A 16,048-nucleotide genomic window follows, 5' to 3' on the forward strand; every position below is an offset into this window, starting at 1 on the left:
ATGGGGCAGGACTTGTTTGATTTGACGGGCCGCCGAGCCCTCGTCACGGGATCGTCGCAGGGGATCGGCCTTGCCCTTGCGCGCGGTCTTGCCAATGCCGGTGCCGAAATCGTGCTCAATGGCCGCGACGCCGCAAAACTTGCGGAAGCCGCGAGAGGTCTCGGCGGCAGCACGCATCAACTGGCATTCGACGCGACCGATCATGAGGCCGTTCGCGCAGCAGTGGATGGCTTCGAAGCAACGATCGGTGCGATCGACATCCTCGTAAACAATGCGGGAATGCAGCATCGCACGCCTCTCGAGGACTTTCCGGCGGACGCGTTCGAGCAGCTTATGCGGACCAATATCTCCACTGTTTTCAACGTTGGCCAAGCGGTCGCACGGCACATGATCAAACGCGGAGCGGGCAAGATCATCAATATCGCCAGCGTACAGACTGCATTGGCACGTCCCGGCATTGCACCCTACACGGCGACGAAGGGCGCCGTCGGTAATCTGACCAAGGGAATGGCAACCGACTGGGCCAAATACGGGCTGCAATGCAATGCCATTGCGCCCGGCTATTTCGATACGCCATTGAACGCCGCATTGGTTGCCGATTCCGCCTTTTCCGCCTGGCTGGAAAAGCGCACGCCGGCCGGCCGCTGGGGCAAGGTGGACGAACTGGTCGGCGCCTGCGTGTTCCTCGCCTCCAACGCATCCTCATTTGTGAACGGACATGTGCTTTATGTTGACGGTGGCATCACGGCCTCTCTTTGAGGTTCCGCAGCGAATGGTGCTGATGGGGGTTGCAGGGTGCGGCAAGTCCTCGGTCGGGGCCGCGCTCGCCGCGCGATTGGGGGCGGCATATCTCGATGGCGACGACCTTCACCCGTCGGCGAACATCGACAAGATGAGCCGCGGCATGGCCTTGGACGATGAGGATCGCTGGCCATGGTTGACCCTCGTGGGCCAGAATCTGGCCAAGTCCGAAGGGCCGCAGATCGTCGGCTGTTCGGCGCTCAAGCGAGCCTACCGCGCTCACATCACGCAAACTTCCGGAGAGACGATCACCTTCGTTCATCTTGCCGGTACGCCCGAGGTCATCAAGGCGCGAATGAATGCAAGAAAAGGTCATTTTATGCCGGCCGGCCTGCTGACGAGCCAGTTCGCAGCGCTGGAACCACCGGACGCGGACGAAAACGCGTTCAACGTGGATATCGACCGGCCGCTCGGCGCGATCGTCGAAGCAATCGTCACGCAATTGGAAGGAATGAAAACATGACGAACAAGATTGCATTGATCGGCGCCGGCGCGATGGGCGGCGCCATCGGAACGCGGCTCGTCGAAACCGGGAATCATTTGACGGTCTTTGATCTCGACACGACCAAGATGCGCGACCTGGTCGACAAAGGCGCTCTACCGGCGGCAAGCGCGGCGGAAGCAGCCGCCGACTCGGACTATGTCATCCTCAGCCTCAACTCGGCGAAAATCGTCCGGCTCGCCGTCTTCGGCGAAGGCGGCGTTGCAGGCGGCGCCAGGCCCGGAACTGTCATCATAGACATGTCCTCGATCGACCCGGAGGCGACGAAGGCCCTGGCGTCCGACGCGGCGGAAAAGGCCCTGCGCTGGGTCGACAGTCCCCTGTCGGGCGGCGCGCCCAAGGCATTGGTCGGACAGCTTACGCTTATGGCCGGCGGCAAGGAACAAGATGTCGCTGATGCACATGAGGTGCTGCGGCACGTTGCCTCGAATTACACGCATATGGGGCCTTCCGGCGCCGGCCAGACCACGAAGCTGATCAACCAGGTTCTCTGCGGGCTCAATTTTCTGGCCGTTGCGGAAGCGACTCAATTGGCTCTCGACGCCGGCGTGGATGCGGCAAAGATCCCGCAGGCATTGAAAGGCGGCCGGGCCGACAGCGCAATCCTGCAAGAATACATGCCGCGCTTTGTCGTCAAAGATTACCGTCGCACCGGCCGGATCGACAACATGGTCAAGGATTTGAGCGGGGCGCAGGATCTCGCCCGCCGCACCAACACCGCCATGCCGCTGACGGCGCTGTGCGCCGAAATTCACCGCATGCTGACTGCCGCCGGCCTCGGCGGTGAGGACCAGGCCGCCCTTATGGAATTTTTCAAGGGACCCAACAAGGACATCGTACAATGATAACACGCTATGCCCTCTTCGAAGGAAAAGTGAAGGACGGTCAAACGGAGGCGTTTCGGGCCGCAGTGCTCAACGACATCCTGCCGAAATGGAAGGCCTTCCCCGGCGCCCTCGATGTCCGGGTAACCTTCGCCGATGCCCGCGATGAAGGAGCGCCGGAAATTCCCATGATCCTTGCGATCAACTATCCCGATCTCGCAACCGTCGAGGCCGCGCTTGCAAGTCCAGCCCGCACTGCGGCCAAGGCAGCGACGGAAGAGGTATTGGCGCGCTTTTTTGACGGGCGAATCCATCATCATGTGACCCAGGCGAACGAATTCCCGCTCTAAGCTCGACGCCGTGGCGGCTAGCTGCCCTCTTGGCTGTTCGACTACCGGCAAGGGGCAGACCCAAAGACCGAACCGTCGAGGCCCAAAGCATCGGCCTTTGGCTTCGCGTTGAACGAGGCGAAATCACAACCTGCTTGCAAATTAAGCGTAAAGGCGGTTGTATCAATCTGGTAACGATAACATGGATGCAAATGCCCAATATTCGTAAACCACCAACCATGGCGGATGTCGCCCGCATGGCAGGCGTGTCGCCGATGACGGTGTCGCGCGCTTTCAAGCGTGACACCTCCGTCAGCCAAGAGACACGCGAGGCTGTCAGACGCGCAACCGAGGAACTTGGTTACGTCTTCGACAGCACGGCTTCCAATCTGCGATCACAGCGCACCGACTTCGTGGCCGTTACGATCCCCTCGATCAACAATGCCAATTTCGCCGATACGGTGCGGGCGCTGTCGGACGGCTTGTCGGATAAGGGCTTGCAGGTCCTGCTCGGCTACACGAACTACGACGTTCGTGAAGAAGAGCGGCTGATCGAGCAGCTCTTGCGGCGCAAGCCCGAAGCAATCGTGGTAACGGGCGGCAAGCATACATCGCGAGCCCGCAAACTCCTGTCGAATGCCGGCATCCCCGTCATTGAAACCTGGGATCTTCCGGAAGACCCGATTGGACACGTGGTCGGGTTTTCCAACGCATTGGCGGTGCGCGAGATGATCGATCACTTTGTCACCGTCGGCTATAGAAAGGTCGCCTTCATTGGTGGTGATGCTGATCGAGACACACGCGGCAGCGATCGGCGAGCCGGCTTCATAACCGCGATGGAGGATCACGGGTTGGACGCGACGCGCCTGATTGCCGCCGGGCCGCCGCCGATTTCAATGCGCGAGGGCGCGAACGCGATGGGCCGGTTGCTGGAGCATTTCCCAGATACCGAAGCGGTCATCTGCGTTTCTGATCTTTCGGCCTTCGGCGCCCTTACCGAATGTCAACGGCGCGGCATTGCGGTGCCGGACCAGATTGCCATCGGCGGCTTCGGCGACTACGAGATCGGCGCAATTTGCGTTCCCAGTCTGACAACGATCAATGCCTTTGCAGCCGAGATCGGAGCAAAAACGGCGCGGCTCATTCTCGACGTCCTGGACGGGTCGCTTTCGGACAGCGCGGGCGTGATAACGATCCGACCGGATTTGATTCTGCGTCAAACAAGCCGCTGAGGAAATAGCGGGCCGGAAGAAGATTGCTTGCCCACCCGCTGTCACGATTACTTAACGTCCGATTTCACAAACTGCCGCAACTCGGGCGTCTGTGGATTAACAAACAGCTCCTTGGATGCCCCCTGCTCCCAGATCGTGCCCTTGTGCATGAAGATCGTCTGCGTAGCCACCCGTCGCGCAAAACCCATCTCATGCGTGACGAGTATCATGGTCATTCCATCGCGGGCCAATTTCTCCATGACCGTCAGCACTTCCTCGGTCAGTTCCGGATCGAGCGCAGAGGTGACTTCGTCGAAGAGCATCACCTTCGGGCGCATTGCAAGGGAACGGGCAATCGCCACACGCTGCTGCTGGCCGCCAGAAAGCTGGTCCGGATAGGCATCGAATTTTTCCGACAGGCCCACGAGCTGGAGAACCTCGCGGGCGATCTCCCGTGTCTCCGCCTTTGCAACGTCTTTGACAATGCGGGGCGCCAGCATGATGTTCTCGCCCACGGTCAAATGTGGAAAGAGGTTGTAGCTTTGGAAGACGATGCCGACATCGGTGCGCAGGCTTCGCAGCGCCTTTGCGTCTCCTCCAAGCGCATGGCCGGCGATCTCGATGCGACCGGAGTTGATCTTTTCCAAACCGTTCATGCAGCGTAGCAGCGTGCTCTTTCCAGAACCGGACCGGCCGATCAGTGCAAAGACCTCTCCGCGCCCGACGCTGAGCGATACGCCCTTGAGAACCTCGAGCGCACCGAAGCTCTTGTGAACATTTTCAACGATTACTTCCGGCATGAAGCCTCCTTTCCAGCCAACGCGACAGCTGGGACAATGGGTAGCAGACGATGAAATAAAGAGCGGCCACCGCGATGAAGACGCGGAAGGGCTGGAATGTCGTGTTATTGACAAGCTGCCCTGCGCGGGCGAGTTCGACGAAGCCGATGATCGATGTGATCGACGTATTCTTGACCACCTGCACCGCAAAGCCGACGGTTGGCGGCAGCGAAACGCGGATTGCCTGCGGCAGGATGATGTAGCGGTATTGTTGAAGGCGGGTCATGGCAAGCGATTCCGACGCTTCCCATTGCTGCTTCGGCACCGCCTGGATGCAGCCGCGCCAGATTTCCGCGAGATAACCTGATGCGTAGATCGTCATCGATGCGCCGGCGGCAAAGAGCGGCGGCAGCTCAAGCCCGGCAAGGCTGAGGCCGTAATAGGACAAAAACAGGATCATCAGCACCGGAATGCCCTGGATAACCTGAATATAGGAACCTGCGGCAAAGCGCACGGCCTTGACGGGTGAGGTTCGGGCAAGCGCCACGGCAAAGCCGAGCAGACCTCCACCGACAAGGGCGATGACCGTCAGGAGAATGGTCCACTGCAATGCTTGCAGCAGGAAACCGAATTCATCGAAACCGAATGTTCTCAGCGTCATGCCGGCACCTCCGGCAGAGCCGTCATCGTGCGGCGGGCAACCCGCCTGCCAAAAAGCCACATGCCCATGAATGCCAGGGCTGCGCGCAGCGCCAGCGCCAGCGCCAGATAGATCAGCGTGACGACAATATAGACTTCGAAGGACCGGTAGGTCTGCGATTCGACGAAAGCGGCCGAGGCGGCAAGCTCATGGGTCGAAATTGCCGAGCAGATGCTGGAGGCCAGCATCATCAACACGAACTGGCTGCAGAGCGCCGGATAAACCTTGGCGACCGCCGGCACCAGAATGACGTGGCGATAGATCTGGAAACGCGAGAAGCCAAGCGCCTCGCCCGCTTCGATCTGAGATTTGTGCACGGCCTCGATGCCGGCACGGATGATTTCCGTTGAATAGGCGGCAAGATTGATGGTCATGCCGATCAGCGCCGCTGTATCGGCGCCCACGCGAATACCAAGCCCAGGCAGGCCGAAATAGACGATGAAGAGCTGGACCAGAAAGGGCGTGTTGCGGATCACCTCGACGTAGGCATCGACAAGATACCGCACGGCACCGCCCTTTATGGAGCGCAAGGATGCAAGCATGACACCTGCTGCCGAACCGAGAACGATCGAAAGGATCGACAGCTTGATCGTCAGCCAGACACCGCTCAGGATTTCGCCCTGATACTGGGCCAGCACGCCGAATTGAAAAGTGTAGGACATAAGCGAGCTCCGTCGAAGTTTCGCGGCCTGCCGGTGCCTCACCGGCAGGCTCTCACGCAAGCTCAATCAGAAGGACGGAAGGGTCGGCATCGGACGGCCTGTCCATTTCGTCGCGATCTTGTCGAGATCGCCGGAGATCTTCATCAGATAGATCGACGTATTCAGCCATTGACGCAGTTCGAAATCGTCGAGCTTCGTCGCCATCGAGTTGCCTTGCTGGAAGAAGGTGAAGCCGACCTGGAGGCCAGCGTCAGGACGCTGCTTGATGATCGCTTCTCCCACAGTCGACGGCAGTGCGACCGCGTCCGCCTGACCGGCAATCAGCGCCTGCGCACTGGTGGAGTCGTCTTCGAAAACCACGATCTCCATGCCGGGGACCGCCGCCTTGCGAAGCGCGGTTTCCTGTGACGAACCCCGATTGACCGCGACGCGCTTGCCCTGAAGATCGGCAAGGCTCGCAAACTTCTGGTCGGGACCGGATATGATATCCATGTTAAAGGCGCTGTAGGGCTGCGTAAACATGACGGTCTTGGCCCGCTCACCCGTCGGGGCCAGCGTCGCAACGAGGAAATCGACCTTGCCGGTCTGGAGCGCCGGAATGCGGGCCGGCGGCGTCAGTGGGACGAGTTCGACAGGCAGCGAGAGATATCCGGCAATCAAGTTGGCGACGTCAACGTCGTAGCCGGTCGGATTACCTTTTTCATCCACCATCCCCATCGGCGGTGCACCGGTCAGAACGCCGATCCGGACGGTGCCGCGTGATATGATGTCATTGAGCGTGACCGCCCCGGCTTCGGCGGTCATCGCCAAGGACGTGATGGCGAGTGCGGCTGCCATTACAACCGCGCGCATAGAGTTAAGAACATTCATGACATTCCTCCACCTTATTTGACTGAGCTCTTGCTCGTGCATGCGATCTCTGGAGCGACAGAAACCGCTCCATTGCTCGCCTCCTCTGGACTCCCTTGCACCGGGCATTGCATCTGAATCATGCAAGGGTTATCGTTAACCTCATTTTATGTTATCGATAACAATCGGACTGTCAAGCCAGTTTTTACTTTTCAAGGCGTGGGGACGGGGCAAGTGGCAAAGGATAAGACACGGATCGTCACGCTGCTTGATGTGGCGGCAAAGGCAGGCGTAAGCAGCATGACAGTCTCAAAGGTGATGCGAGGCGTCGGCAACATTTCCGAGGCGACGCAACAAAGGGTGAGATGTGCCGCAGACGAGCTTGGCTATCTGCCGAACAACCTTGCCGGATCATTGAGTTCGCGCAAGAGCCGGATGGTAGCAGTGATTATCCCCTCGATGAGCGACATCGTCTTTTCCGAAGTGCTGAGTGGGGTAAACGCCATCCTGCGCCCCAATGGGCTTCATACCTTCATCGGAGAATCGCATTTCGATCCCGGCATCGAAGCAGACCTCGTGCGCGAGATGCTGTCCTTCCGCCCGGCAGGGCTTTTGCTAAACGGCGGCATGGCACGAAGCGCCGCTTGCGACAAATTGCTAGAAAGACGTACCTGCCCGGCCATTCAATTGTGGGATTGCGACAATGAAGATCTCGATTTCAGCGCAGGCCCTTCGCACATGGAGGCAGGGCAACTCGTTGCTGCGCATTTCCTGGAGCGCCGCCTCAGGCGCGTTGCCTATGTCGGCGCCGAATTGGAGAAGGATCTCTGCGCCCGCTGGCGCTACCTTGCCTTGCGGTCTACGCTTGCGAGCGCCAACATCGACGTGATCAGCATGGTTTGCGAAAATCGGCCGAGACAGGCCGAAACAGGACGCGCCCTTACGCAGGAATTGATCCGCGATCATCCCGAGATCCAGGCTATTCACTTTTTGAACGACGCGATGGCGCTTGGTGGCCTCTCCTATCTGCACGAAGCGGGAATTCCAGTTCCAGAGCAGGTGTCCGTGGTGGGATTTAACGGCACGTCCATCCCCAACACGGTCCGAACCAGACTTACGACCGTTGATGTACCTCGCGCCGAGATCGGAAAGACGGCGGCTCAGGCGCTCTTGAATATACTTGCACACGTGCACATGAACAGATCGTGGCGGGCTGAGATCCAGCTCATCCAGGGCAACACGACGACGAAACGATAATCGATCGCCCGTTCATCCTTCCGTCAATATCGCTTGCGACGCAACGTGCAAAAAAAATGGCACCATTCGCGGTGCCCAGTTTCCGGAGGGAGGCTGCTACATCTTGCCCCAGAGCTTTTTATACTCGTCGCGGTAACCGTTTTCCGGATCGAACGAGTTCTTGGGGCCGCCATCGAATTCGACATTGTCGGCGGTGACGACATGGAGCGGGGAGAGATAGCCAGACCACTGTTGGCCGGCAAAGGCGCGGTTCAACTCGTCGACAAGCTGCCAGCCCTGCAGGTTGAGGGGCTCGGCGACCGTAACTTTCTGGAACTGGCCGGCGCGGATGCGCTGGTAGGCCGATTCCGAGCCGTCACCGGCAGCGACATTGATTGGCGCGTCTGTACCACCCTTGCCGGCGGCTGCCAGCGACGGGCCCATGAAGTCGAAATAAAGATCGTTGATGGCGAGCGAATGAGTCCACTGGTCGCCGTATTTTTGCAGCAACGATGTCGTCAGTTGCGGCATGCGCTGGGAGGTTTCGGCAATGGGCGTATCGACATATTCAAGAACCTTGCCGCCGAGTTTTTCGATCTCCTCTTTCATCTTGTCGGCCTTGGCGATGGCGATCGCATAGGTCGAGTCGGTGAAGATCACGACGCCTGGCTTGCCCTTCGCATCTGCATAGGCCCAGTCCGCGGCCGACTTGGAAACTTCCATCGCGTCGGTGCTGACGTTGGCGAAAAGGCCGGTTTTTTCGTCAGGGCCGATGACCGGGCCTGCGTGCCAGGCGACGAGCGGAATTCCCGCAGCCTTTGCCTGCTCAAGAGCCGGCGCCTGCTCGACGGCATCGAAGCCGTTGATGATGATCCCGGCGGGCTTCAGCGCCATGGCCTGGCCGAACGCTGCCGTGCGGCCGCCGATCGAGCCCGCACCGTCGAGAACCTTGACCTGCCAACCGATGGCGGCTGCAGCCTCCTCGACGCCGGTGGTAACGCCCAAGATGCCGCCGTTCTTCAGGTCGCCGGCGAGCACGACGATCGTCTTTCCCTCCTGCGCCTTGGGTCCTGTCTTCGGTCCGTCCCAGGTGGTGACGCGGGTCGCATATTTTTCGACCACCGCCTTGGCGTCGGACATGGCATCTGCCAGTGCCGGTCCCGCGAGCATCAAGGCCAGTGCGGCGACGGAACTCTGGATAAGCGTTCTGCGTTTCATGGTTCTTCCTCCCTTTGAAGTTTGTGTGCCGACGGCGATCAGTTTTTCGGTGGGTTTGCAGATGCCGGATTGGTGGCTGCCGTTTTTCCAACTGCACCCCGTTTCCTTTGCGCATAACCGGCGATGCCGATGGCCACGAGCAGGGTGATGCCGTTGAAGAGTGGTTCGACGAAGAACGAGCCACCGAATTGCTGGATGCCGGAAATGCCGACGGCAAGAATGATGACACCGGTCATCGTGCCCCAGACATTGACGCGTCCAGGCTTGATGGTGGTTGAGCCGAGAAAGGCACCGACGAGCGCCGGCAGCAGGTACTCGAGGCCAACACTGGCCTGGCCGATGCGCAGCTTAGAGGCGAGCAGGACGCCTGCAAGCGCAGCAAGGGTGCCCGAGGAGACAAAAGCGGCGATGACAAAGCGGCGGACCGGAATGCCGTTCAGCGCTGCCGCTTTCGGATTGGCGCCGATCGCATAGATATAGCGGCCAATCGGCAGATATTCGAGAATGAGCCAGAGCGCAACGGCAAGCAGCAGCACATAAAAGCCGGTGATCGGCAGGCCGAATACCATGGTGCCGTTCAACGAGTAAAAACCCTCCGGCAAGACGCCAACGACCTGGCGCCCGCCGGTGTGCCAGAGTGCCAGCGCGTAGAGGACCGTGCCGGTGCCGAGCGTCGCAATGAACGAGTCGATGCGTGCGACCTCCACCAGAAGACCGTTGAGGAAGCCGGTGAAAGCACCGAGCGCAAGCACGATGACGACTGCGACCGGCCAAGGCACGCCGAACACGGTTTGCAGGCTGATCGCAAGAATGTGCCAGAGCACGATGCCGTAGCCGACCGTAAGATCGATGCGACCGGCAGCCATCGGGATCATGGCCGCCAGCGACAGGAGAGCGATGATCGCCTTGTCGGAGACGATCGAGCGAAGATTGAGAACCGTCGGAAAGGTCTGCGGCAGGAGAAGCGAAAACAGCACGATAAGCAGCAAAGTAAGGATGACCAGGCCGTAAACCGGCAGGAACCGCAGGAGCTTCTGCGTATAGCTGAGGCCCGCCAGTTCGGCTCGGGTCGGCTCAAGGGCGGTGGATTCGATCGACTGCATTATCTTCTCCCGGAACTCAAGCGGCCTCTGAAGCCGACGCGGCAGCGACCACCGCCGATGTGGTTAAATCCGCACCTTGCAATTCACGCACAATCCGTCCGCGTGAAAACACCAAGGCACGATGGCAGATATGTGCGATTTCCTCGAAATCCGTCGACACGACGACGACAGCCAGACCCGCCTCAAGTGCACGGGCGATCAGCCGATAGATGTCGGCCTTGGCGCCGACATCGACGCCTGCGGTCGGATCCTCGGCGATCAGGAGCTTGCGACCAGTTGCAAGCCAGCGGCCGACAACCACCTTCTGCTGGTTGCCCCCCGATAGCGCCTCGATCGGCATGCTCTGGTCGTTCGGCCTCAATCCGACACTCTCGCCGATCGTGCGCGCCAGGGACGCTTCTTTAAACGGCGACAGGAAAGAAAGGAGCCTGCGTCCGGACGCTGCCGGATTGAGGAAGGTGTTTTCCCGAAGCGACAGCGACATGGCAACGGATTCTTCGGTGCGGTCGCGCGCAATCAGGCCTATGCCGGACCTCATTGCAGCGACCGGGCTCGACAGGTCCGGTACCGCCCCACCGACATCTACTGCGCCGGAAAAAGCTTCGCAGCCAAAAAGGGCCCGACCGATCAGTTCCTGACCGGCGCCGCGCAAGCCAACCAAGCCAAGCAGCTCTCCTTTCCGGATATCAAAGGAGACAGGTCCGGCGCTGCGGCAGGCAAGATCCCGAATGCTGACGATCGTCTCGCCCGGGTTGCTTGTCGCTTTGGCGAAAAGTTGGTCCGTCTTGCGGCCGACGATCATTTCAATCAATTCGTCCGGCGTCGTCTGTGCCACCGGCTTCTGGCCAACCAGGCGTCCGTCGCGCAAGACCGCGACCCGGTCGGCGATGCGGAAAATCTCATCGAGCCGATGCGACACGTAGATCATCGCCACCCCTCGCGCTTTCAGCGGACGGATAGCATGGAAGAGACGCTCCACCTCATCAGCCGGAAGGCTGGCGGTCGGCTCGTCAAGAACAAGCACGTCCGCTTCCACGGCGAGCGCGCGGGCAATCGCCACAAGCGACTTTTCGGTACGGGTGAGATCCTGGACACGCGTCGACGGATCAAAGTCGCAGCCGACGAGATTCAGCGCCTCCCTGGCCCGCTCCTCCGTTCGCTTCCAGTCGATCAGGCGCGAACGCATGGAGAAACCCTGCGCCAATCCGACATTTTCGCCGACCGTCATCCATTCGATCAGGCCAAGGTCCTGGTGGATAAAGGCGAGAGGCTGACGTTCGTTAGGCTTTGGCGGCCGATGGACATAGGGTTCACCACGGAACTGAATATCGCCGCCGTCCGGCCTGTAGATGCCGGCCAAGGTCTTGATGAGTGTCGATTTGCCCGCGCCGTTTTCTCCAAGAAGCGCCAGGATCTCCCCCGGATGCAAATCCAGCGATACCTGCGACAAGGCCCGAGTGCCGCCGAACTCCTTGGTGATGGAGCGAAACTCCAGCAGTTTTTCGCTCGACATCGGCGCTCCTCCCAAAGCTCTGTGAACTTGCAAGACATGGTATGTTATCGATAACAATGCTGTCAACAGGGAATTGCGCGTAGGCTGGTCGCGCACAAGGCATTGCAATGGCTGCTTTCTTTCGGGATTGACACATGCTTCCGCGGCAGCCGTTCGTGATCGTCGACGGCCAAGGTGGAAGGCCACCCGTCTAGAAGAGCGCGCCGCCGCGCAGCCCTTAGACATATCGGGATGTCGCTCGGATCCCCAGCTGACTTTCCCTCATAGGACCATTTCCACAAGCAAATTGTAGTTCTTGCAGCGTTCGGGATTACTGCTCGGGCTGACAGATGAAAACACGATGCACGACTGGGCTTGCTCGCAATGCCCAGACTGAATGACCCATTCAATTCCTCCAAAGTGGTGGAACGTCGGCTCGCAGTGATACCCCTCACAAAAAAGGCCCTGCGGGCTGGGGGCAGACGGGGCAGGGCCAGATGCCAGAATAGGACTGGCGGAACGCACGTCCCGTGGGCGTCGATGGTCTGCGAGAGCGCGCGAGATCGAAGAATAACATATTTCTCGCGTATCGAAGCCTGTCCCAAAGGCTTAAGCGAAGGAGTAGTAAGACAGCCACGTCTCAGAGCGAGCAACGCGGTCGCGCCCGGCCCGGTCGAAACGGATATGTTCATGACCGGCAAATCGGATGAACTGGTCCAGTCCATCGTCAGAACGATACCGCTGAGCCGGCTTTGCCAACCGGAGGATGTCGCTTCGGTCGTTGCCTTCCTGGCCAGCTCGGAAGGTGCCTGGGTGAACGGCCAGGTACTTCGCGTCAATGGCAGCATGATCTGAAGCAAGCCCGAACCGAGGATAAAACCATGCCATTCGTGAACATCAAGACGCCGGAAGGCGCGCTGAACCGCGCCCAGAAGCAGGAGATCGTGCACCGCACGACGAACATGCTCGTCGAGTATTTTTCAGAGGCCGCAAGGCCGCACACCATGGTACTAATCGAGGAGGTGAAGGACGGCGGTTACGGCCGCTGCGATGAGATCTTTATCCTGCCGGACGCCTATCGCAGCAAAGAAAACAGTTACGTGGCCCATTCCCGGCGGACATGCCGTCCGCCGGGAATGTGACATTCGTACCGCGTCCTGCCCATGTCGAGCACGGTTCCGCAAGCGTTACCGGTGATGTTGACTATTGCGGCAGAGTAAGCCTACCGCCAGCTCTCCATCAAGATTGCAACGCTCTTTGGAATACCCGTGTCAGTCTCTCGGCAAAGGCACGGGGATCGACGGGTCTGTCGCCATCAAGGATCCGTGCTTGGTCAAGCAGGAGCAATGCTGCATCCTCCCTTAGCGAAGAGCCGTCGTCTTTGGCAGCAATTCCCTTCACCAGCGGATGCTCGAGATTGATCTCCAGGATGGGCTTTGCAGCCGACTGGAGCCGCCCCGCGCCCTGCAGTATCTTTTCCATCTGGCGGTCGTAGCCTTGCTCAGATGCGACAAGGCAAACCGCACTTTCCGTCAGTCGATGGGAGGCACGAACATCCGACACCTGGTCTGCGAGCGTCTCGCGGGCAAAGGCGATGAAGCTCTCGAGATCCGCCGACGTTTCGCTCTTCGTGGCTGCTTCGTCATTGGACGTGGCGAACTGCGCCAGGTCAGCTGCCCCTTGCGTGATCGATTTGAAGGTCCTTCCTTCGAATTCGGGTGCATTCATCACCCAGAAGCTGTCGATGGAGTCGGTCAACAGCAGGACCTCGATGCCGCGAGCGCGAAATCCTTCTAGCTGCGGCGATGCCTTCAGCTGATCCAGATTGTTGCCGGTCAAGTAATAAATTGCGCTCTGATCCTGTTTGGCATCTTTCACATAATCTGCCAGAGAGCGATACCCGTCACTCGAGGCCGTGGTTCTAAAGCGCGATAGGGCAATCAGCTGCGAGCGGCGTTCGAAATCCTCGTAAATGCCTTCCTTAACGACTGAACCGAAATTCTCCCAAAACTTGATGAAGGCGTCCGCATCGGTCTCGGCGAGTTTTTCGATTGCTGCTACGACCCTGCTGGTGACGCCCTTCCTGATCGCCGCCAGAATGGGGCTCGCCTGGATCATCTCGCGCGAAACGTTGAGGGGAAGGTCTGCGGTATCGATCAGGCCTCTCACAAAGCGAAGATAACGCGGCATGAGTTCGGTGTCATCGGTGATGAAGACACGCTTTACATAAAGCTTCATCCGGCCCTTGCGGTCAGGATCAAACATGTCGAACGGCTGCGATCCCGGAACAAAGGCTAGTGCAGTATACTCATGCCGTCCTTCGGCCCGGAAATGAACAGTCACGGCAGGCTCGTCGTACTGTCCGGAAATTCCGCGGTAGAAATCCGTATACTCTTCGGTCGAAATGTCACTTTTCGAACGAGTCCAAAGAGCCGTACCGTCGGTGAGCTGGATCGGTTCGGCGCCCGGCTTTTCAATGATCGTGATCGGCACGGGAACGTGGCCGGATTGCTCCTTGACGATCCGCTCGACCGACCAACGGGATGTGTAGGTCTTGGCGTCCTCCATCAAATGCAAAGTGATACGCGTGCCACGCGGCGGAGCATCCACCACATCCACGGGGCTGACGCTATAGCTGCCCCGACCATCAGACGACCACAACCAAGCCTCATCGGCGCCCGCACGCCGGGAAACCACGTCGACGCGTTCGGCAACCATGAAGCAGGAATAGAAGCCGACACCGAACTGTCCGATCAGTTGGCCACTCTCGCCGGTCTTGTTGGCCTCAATGCGCTCCATGAAGGCACGGGTTCCCGAGCGGGCAATGGTGCCGATCGCCTCGATCAATTCGTCACGGCTCATACCAATTCCGTTGTCCTCGACGACCAACTGGCGCTTTTCCTCGTCGAGCGATAGCGTGATCCGGCTGTCCGGATCGTTTGCAAGCATTGTGGGTGTGGCAATCGCCTCGAACCGCAGCTTCTCGGACGCATCGGCGGCGTTCGAGATCAGTTCACGCAGAAAGACATCCTTATCCGAATAGACCGAATGCACCATCATATGCAGAAGGCGCGCCACATCGGCTTCGAAGATGTGGTTTTCGGCAGTGTTGTGCGTGGCGGTCGTCGTCATACGTCATGATCTCCCATGATGAAAAAAACGATCGATCAGGTGGCAAAGACTGCGATTGAATTCAAGATGTTTCTTTAACGCCGAATGAAGCGCAATACTCAGTGCGCTTGCGCCGCCGGCTTTCGGAATTCGCAGTGTCGATTGTCGGTGACACGTCCGCTGACGATCTCGGTGTGCTTGGCGAAGCCGCCTCTTCCCGGACCGAGCAGCAGCGCCCGCAGGACGCGCCGGGGCCCGGCTGAGGGATCGCGGGCACTGCCCCGTTGCTCGGAAGGAAGGCCACTTCGATACGCAGCGGCGGAGCACGAGTGAGCTCGACACAGGCAGGCTGGTCGAGCCGCCTGATGGTCCCTCTGCGCGAGCCACGTGAACGTGCCCTTGCGCGTGTTTGCGGGTATCTGGGCTCACACCAATCTCGTTCTATCGGTCGCAGCGACCATCGAGTACCCTGGCCGTCATCGAATATGGGGCCTCTGGAGCTCCCGAGTAACCGCCGCAGTTCTAGCCCTGTGACGTCCATGCCATCCTTCTCACAGGCGACCGTTGCGAACAGACTGCTTAAGGCATTGGCGCCGGAAGCCTTCGAGCGGCTCAGTTCGGAAATGGCCGCAATCGATCTTGGTCTCAGACAAGTTGTTGTCGAATCCGACGCGCCCATCTCACATGTTTGCTTCATCGAGAGCGGTCTTGCGTCAATGGTTGCCGTCAGCTCCGACAATGAAGTGGTCGAGGCCGGGCACGTGGGACGCGAGGGTCTTGGTGGCCACCATGTGCTGTTAATGACCGACCGCACCCCGAGTAAAACATTTATGCAAGTCGCCGGAACTGGAATAGCCGTTCCGGTCGAACACTTCATGACCGTTATCGACAACCATAAGCCGACGAGAGATTTGCTGCTGCGCTACGTGCAATTCGGCGAGCTTGCAGCTTGCTCATTCAGCTCTCGCAAACGCGCGCTACAGCATGCAGGAGTGCCTCGCGCGATGGCTGCTGATGTGTCATGACCGTCTCGAGGGCGACAATCTCGCGCTTACCCATGAATTCCTGGGAATGATGCTCGGGGTTCGGCGTGCTGGCGTGACAAAACGAGTTGCACATTCTCGAAGGCATCCACATGGGGTAATCGCGGGAGCGAGTCCCCCTGATGCAGTCCGGACAGTGGAAGCTGGTGGCTGTTCCCCGATAAGATGAAAGTGCGGGCTCAAGACTG

General features: G+C 59.4%; 15 protein-coding genes and 2 pseudogenes. 9 read left to right on the forward strand and 8 right to left on the reverse strand.

Going from position 1 to position 16,048, the window contains the following annotated elements:
- The 5 genes from ACZ9DP_RS10265 to ACZ9DP_RS10285 all read left to right on the forward strand — a co-directional run bounded on the left by ACZ9DP_RS10265 (window position 1) and on the right by ACZ9DP_RS10285 (window position 3,688).
- Window positions 1–759 (forward strand): SDR family oxidoreductase, encoded by a 759-nt coding sequence (locus ACZ9DP_RS10265; RefSeq protein ID WP_074071474.1) that lies wholly within the window; start codon window positions 1–3, stop codon window positions 757–759.
- A 13-nt stretch (window positions 760–772) separates the two neighbouring features.
- Window positions 773–1,264 carry a gluconokinase gene (locus ACZ9DP_RS10270; protein ID WP_476201523.1) on the forward strand — a complete coding sequence of 164 codons (492 nt, stop codon included), beginning with the start codon at window positions 773–775 and terminating at the stop codon, window positions 1,262–1,264.
- Window positions 1,261–2,148, forward strand: a complete 888-nt coding sequence (locus tag ACZ9DP_RS10275) for an NAD(P)-dependent oxidoreductase (protein WP_476201524.1) — start codon at window positions 1,261–1,263, stop codon at window positions 2,146–2,148. Before ACZ9DP_RS10270 ends, ACZ9DP_RS10275 begins: the two co-directional genes overlap by 4 nt.
- Complete coding sequence (locus ACZ9DP_RS10280; protein ID WP_074071471.1) at window positions 2,145–2,477, forward strand: hypothetical protein; 333 nt, start codon at window positions 2,145–2,147, stop codon at window positions 2,475–2,477. Before ACZ9DP_RS10275 ends, ACZ9DP_RS10280 begins: the two co-directional genes overlap by 4 nt.
- Before the next feature lie 191 nt (window positions 2,478–2,668).
- Complete coding sequence (locus tag ACZ9DP_RS10285) at window positions 2,669–3,688, forward strand: LacI family DNA-binding transcriptional regulator (RefSeq protein ID WP_074073021.1); 1,020 nt, start codon at window positions 2,669–2,671, stop codon at window positions 3,686–3,688.
- Between the two features lie 47 nt (window positions 3,689–3,735).
- Here the strand turns inward: ACZ9DP_RS10285 and ACZ9DP_RS10290 are convergent, their stop codons facing one another.
- From ACZ9DP_RS10290 to ACZ9DP_RS10305, 4 genes are all read right to left on the reverse strand, one after another.
- Window positions 3,736–4,467 (reverse strand): amino acid ABC transporter ATP-binding protein, encoded by a 732-nt coding sequence (locus tag ACZ9DP_RS10290; protein WP_194731489.1) that lies wholly within the window; start codon window positions 4,465–4,467, stop codon window positions 3,736–3,738.
- Window positions 4,448–5,107 carry an amino acid ABC transporter permease gene (locus tag ACZ9DP_RS10295; protein WP_476201526.1) on the reverse strand — a complete coding sequence of 220 codons (660 nt, stop codon included), beginning with the start codon at window positions 5,105–5,107 and terminating at the stop codon, window positions 4,448–4,450. Before ACZ9DP_RS10295 ends, ACZ9DP_RS10290 begins: the two co-directional genes overlap by 20 nt.
- Window positions 5,104–5,808: an amino acid ABC transporter permease gene (locus ACZ9DP_RS10300; protein WP_476201528.1), complete on the reverse strand. Its 705-nt coding sequence runs from the start codon at window positions 5,806–5,808 to the stop codon at window positions 5,104–5,106. Before ACZ9DP_RS10300 ends, ACZ9DP_RS10295 begins: the two co-directional genes overlap by 4 nt.
- Window positions 5,809–5,874: 66 nt before the next feature.
- A complete protein-coding gene (locus ACZ9DP_RS10305) occupies window positions 5,875–6,678 on the reverse strand; it encodes a transporter substrate-binding domain-containing protein (protein ID WP_074071467.1) in 804 nt (267 codons plus the stop codon).
- Between the two features lie 213 nt (window positions 6,679–6,891).
- On the opposite strand from ACZ9DP_RS10305, the gene ACZ9DP_RS10310 reads away from it, so the two are divergent.
- Window positions 6,892–7,914, forward strand: coding sequence for a LacI family DNA-binding transcriptional regulator (locus ACZ9DP_RS10310; RefSeq protein ID WP_476201530.1), 1,023 nt, complete (start codon window positions 6,892–6,894; stop codon window positions 7,912–7,914).
- A 96-nt stretch (window positions 7,915–8,010) separates the two neighbouring features.
- Here ACZ9DP_RS10310 and ACZ9DP_RS10315 read toward each other — a convergent pair whose 3' ends face one another.
- The 3 genes from ACZ9DP_RS10315 to ACZ9DP_RS10325 are packed head-to-tail and all read right to left on the reverse strand — an operon-like array spanning window position 8,011 to window position 11,727.
- A complete protein-coding gene (locus ACZ9DP_RS10315) occupies window positions 8,011–9,111 on the reverse strand; it encodes an ABC transporter substrate-binding protein (protein ID WP_476201532.1) in 1,101 nt (366 codons plus the stop codon).
- Between the two features lie 38 nt (window positions 9,112–9,149).
- Window positions 9,150–10,214: an ABC transporter permease gene (locus tag ACZ9DP_RS10320; RefSeq protein WP_476201534.1), complete on the reverse strand. Its 1,065-nt coding sequence runs from the start codon at window positions 10,212–10,214 to the stop codon at window positions 9,150–9,152.
- 16 nt (window positions 10,215–10,230) lie between these two features.
- Window positions 10,231–11,727 carry a sugar ABC transporter ATP-binding protein gene (locus ACZ9DP_RS10325; RefSeq protein ID WP_476201536.1) on the reverse strand — a complete coding sequence of 499 codons (1,497 nt, stop codon included), beginning with the start codon at window positions 11,725–11,727 and terminating at the stop codon, window positions 10,231–10,233.
- Between the two features lie 630 nt (window positions 11,728–12,357).
- Here ACZ9DP_RS10325 and ACZ9DP_RS10330 point away from each other — a divergent pair.
- A pseudogene (locus ACZ9DP_RS10330) lies at window positions 12,358–12,561 on the forward strand (SDR family oxidoreductase); the annotation flags it as partial.
- A 26-nt stretch (window positions 12,562–12,587) separates the two neighbouring features.
- On the forward strand, window positions 12,588–12,848 hold the full coding sequence (locus tag ACZ9DP_RS10335) for a tautomerase family protein (RefSeq protein WP_476201537.1): 261 nt from the start codon (window positions 12,588–12,590) through the stop codon (window positions 12,846–12,848).
- 97 nt (window positions 12,849–12,945) lie between these two features.
- On the opposite strand, the gene htpG is transcribed toward ACZ9DP_RS10335, so the two are convergent.
- Entirely contained in the window at window positions 12,946–14,838 is a 1,893-nt protein-coding gene (gene htpG, locus ACZ9DP_RS10340) for a molecular chaperone HtpG (protein ID WP_476201539.1), read from the reverse strand.
- 518 nt (window positions 14,839–15,356) lie between these two features.
- On the opposite strand from htpG, the pseudogene ACZ9DP_RS10345 reads away from it, so the two are divergent.
- Window positions 15,357–15,952 (forward strand): annotated as a pseudogene (locus tag ACZ9DP_RS10345) (Crp/Fnr family transcriptional regulator); the annotation flags it as partial.
- Between the last annotated feature and the right edge of the window lie 96 nt (window positions 15,953–16,048).

The sequence above is a fragment of the Rhizobium sp. USDA 4016 genome (assembly GCF_056279705.1).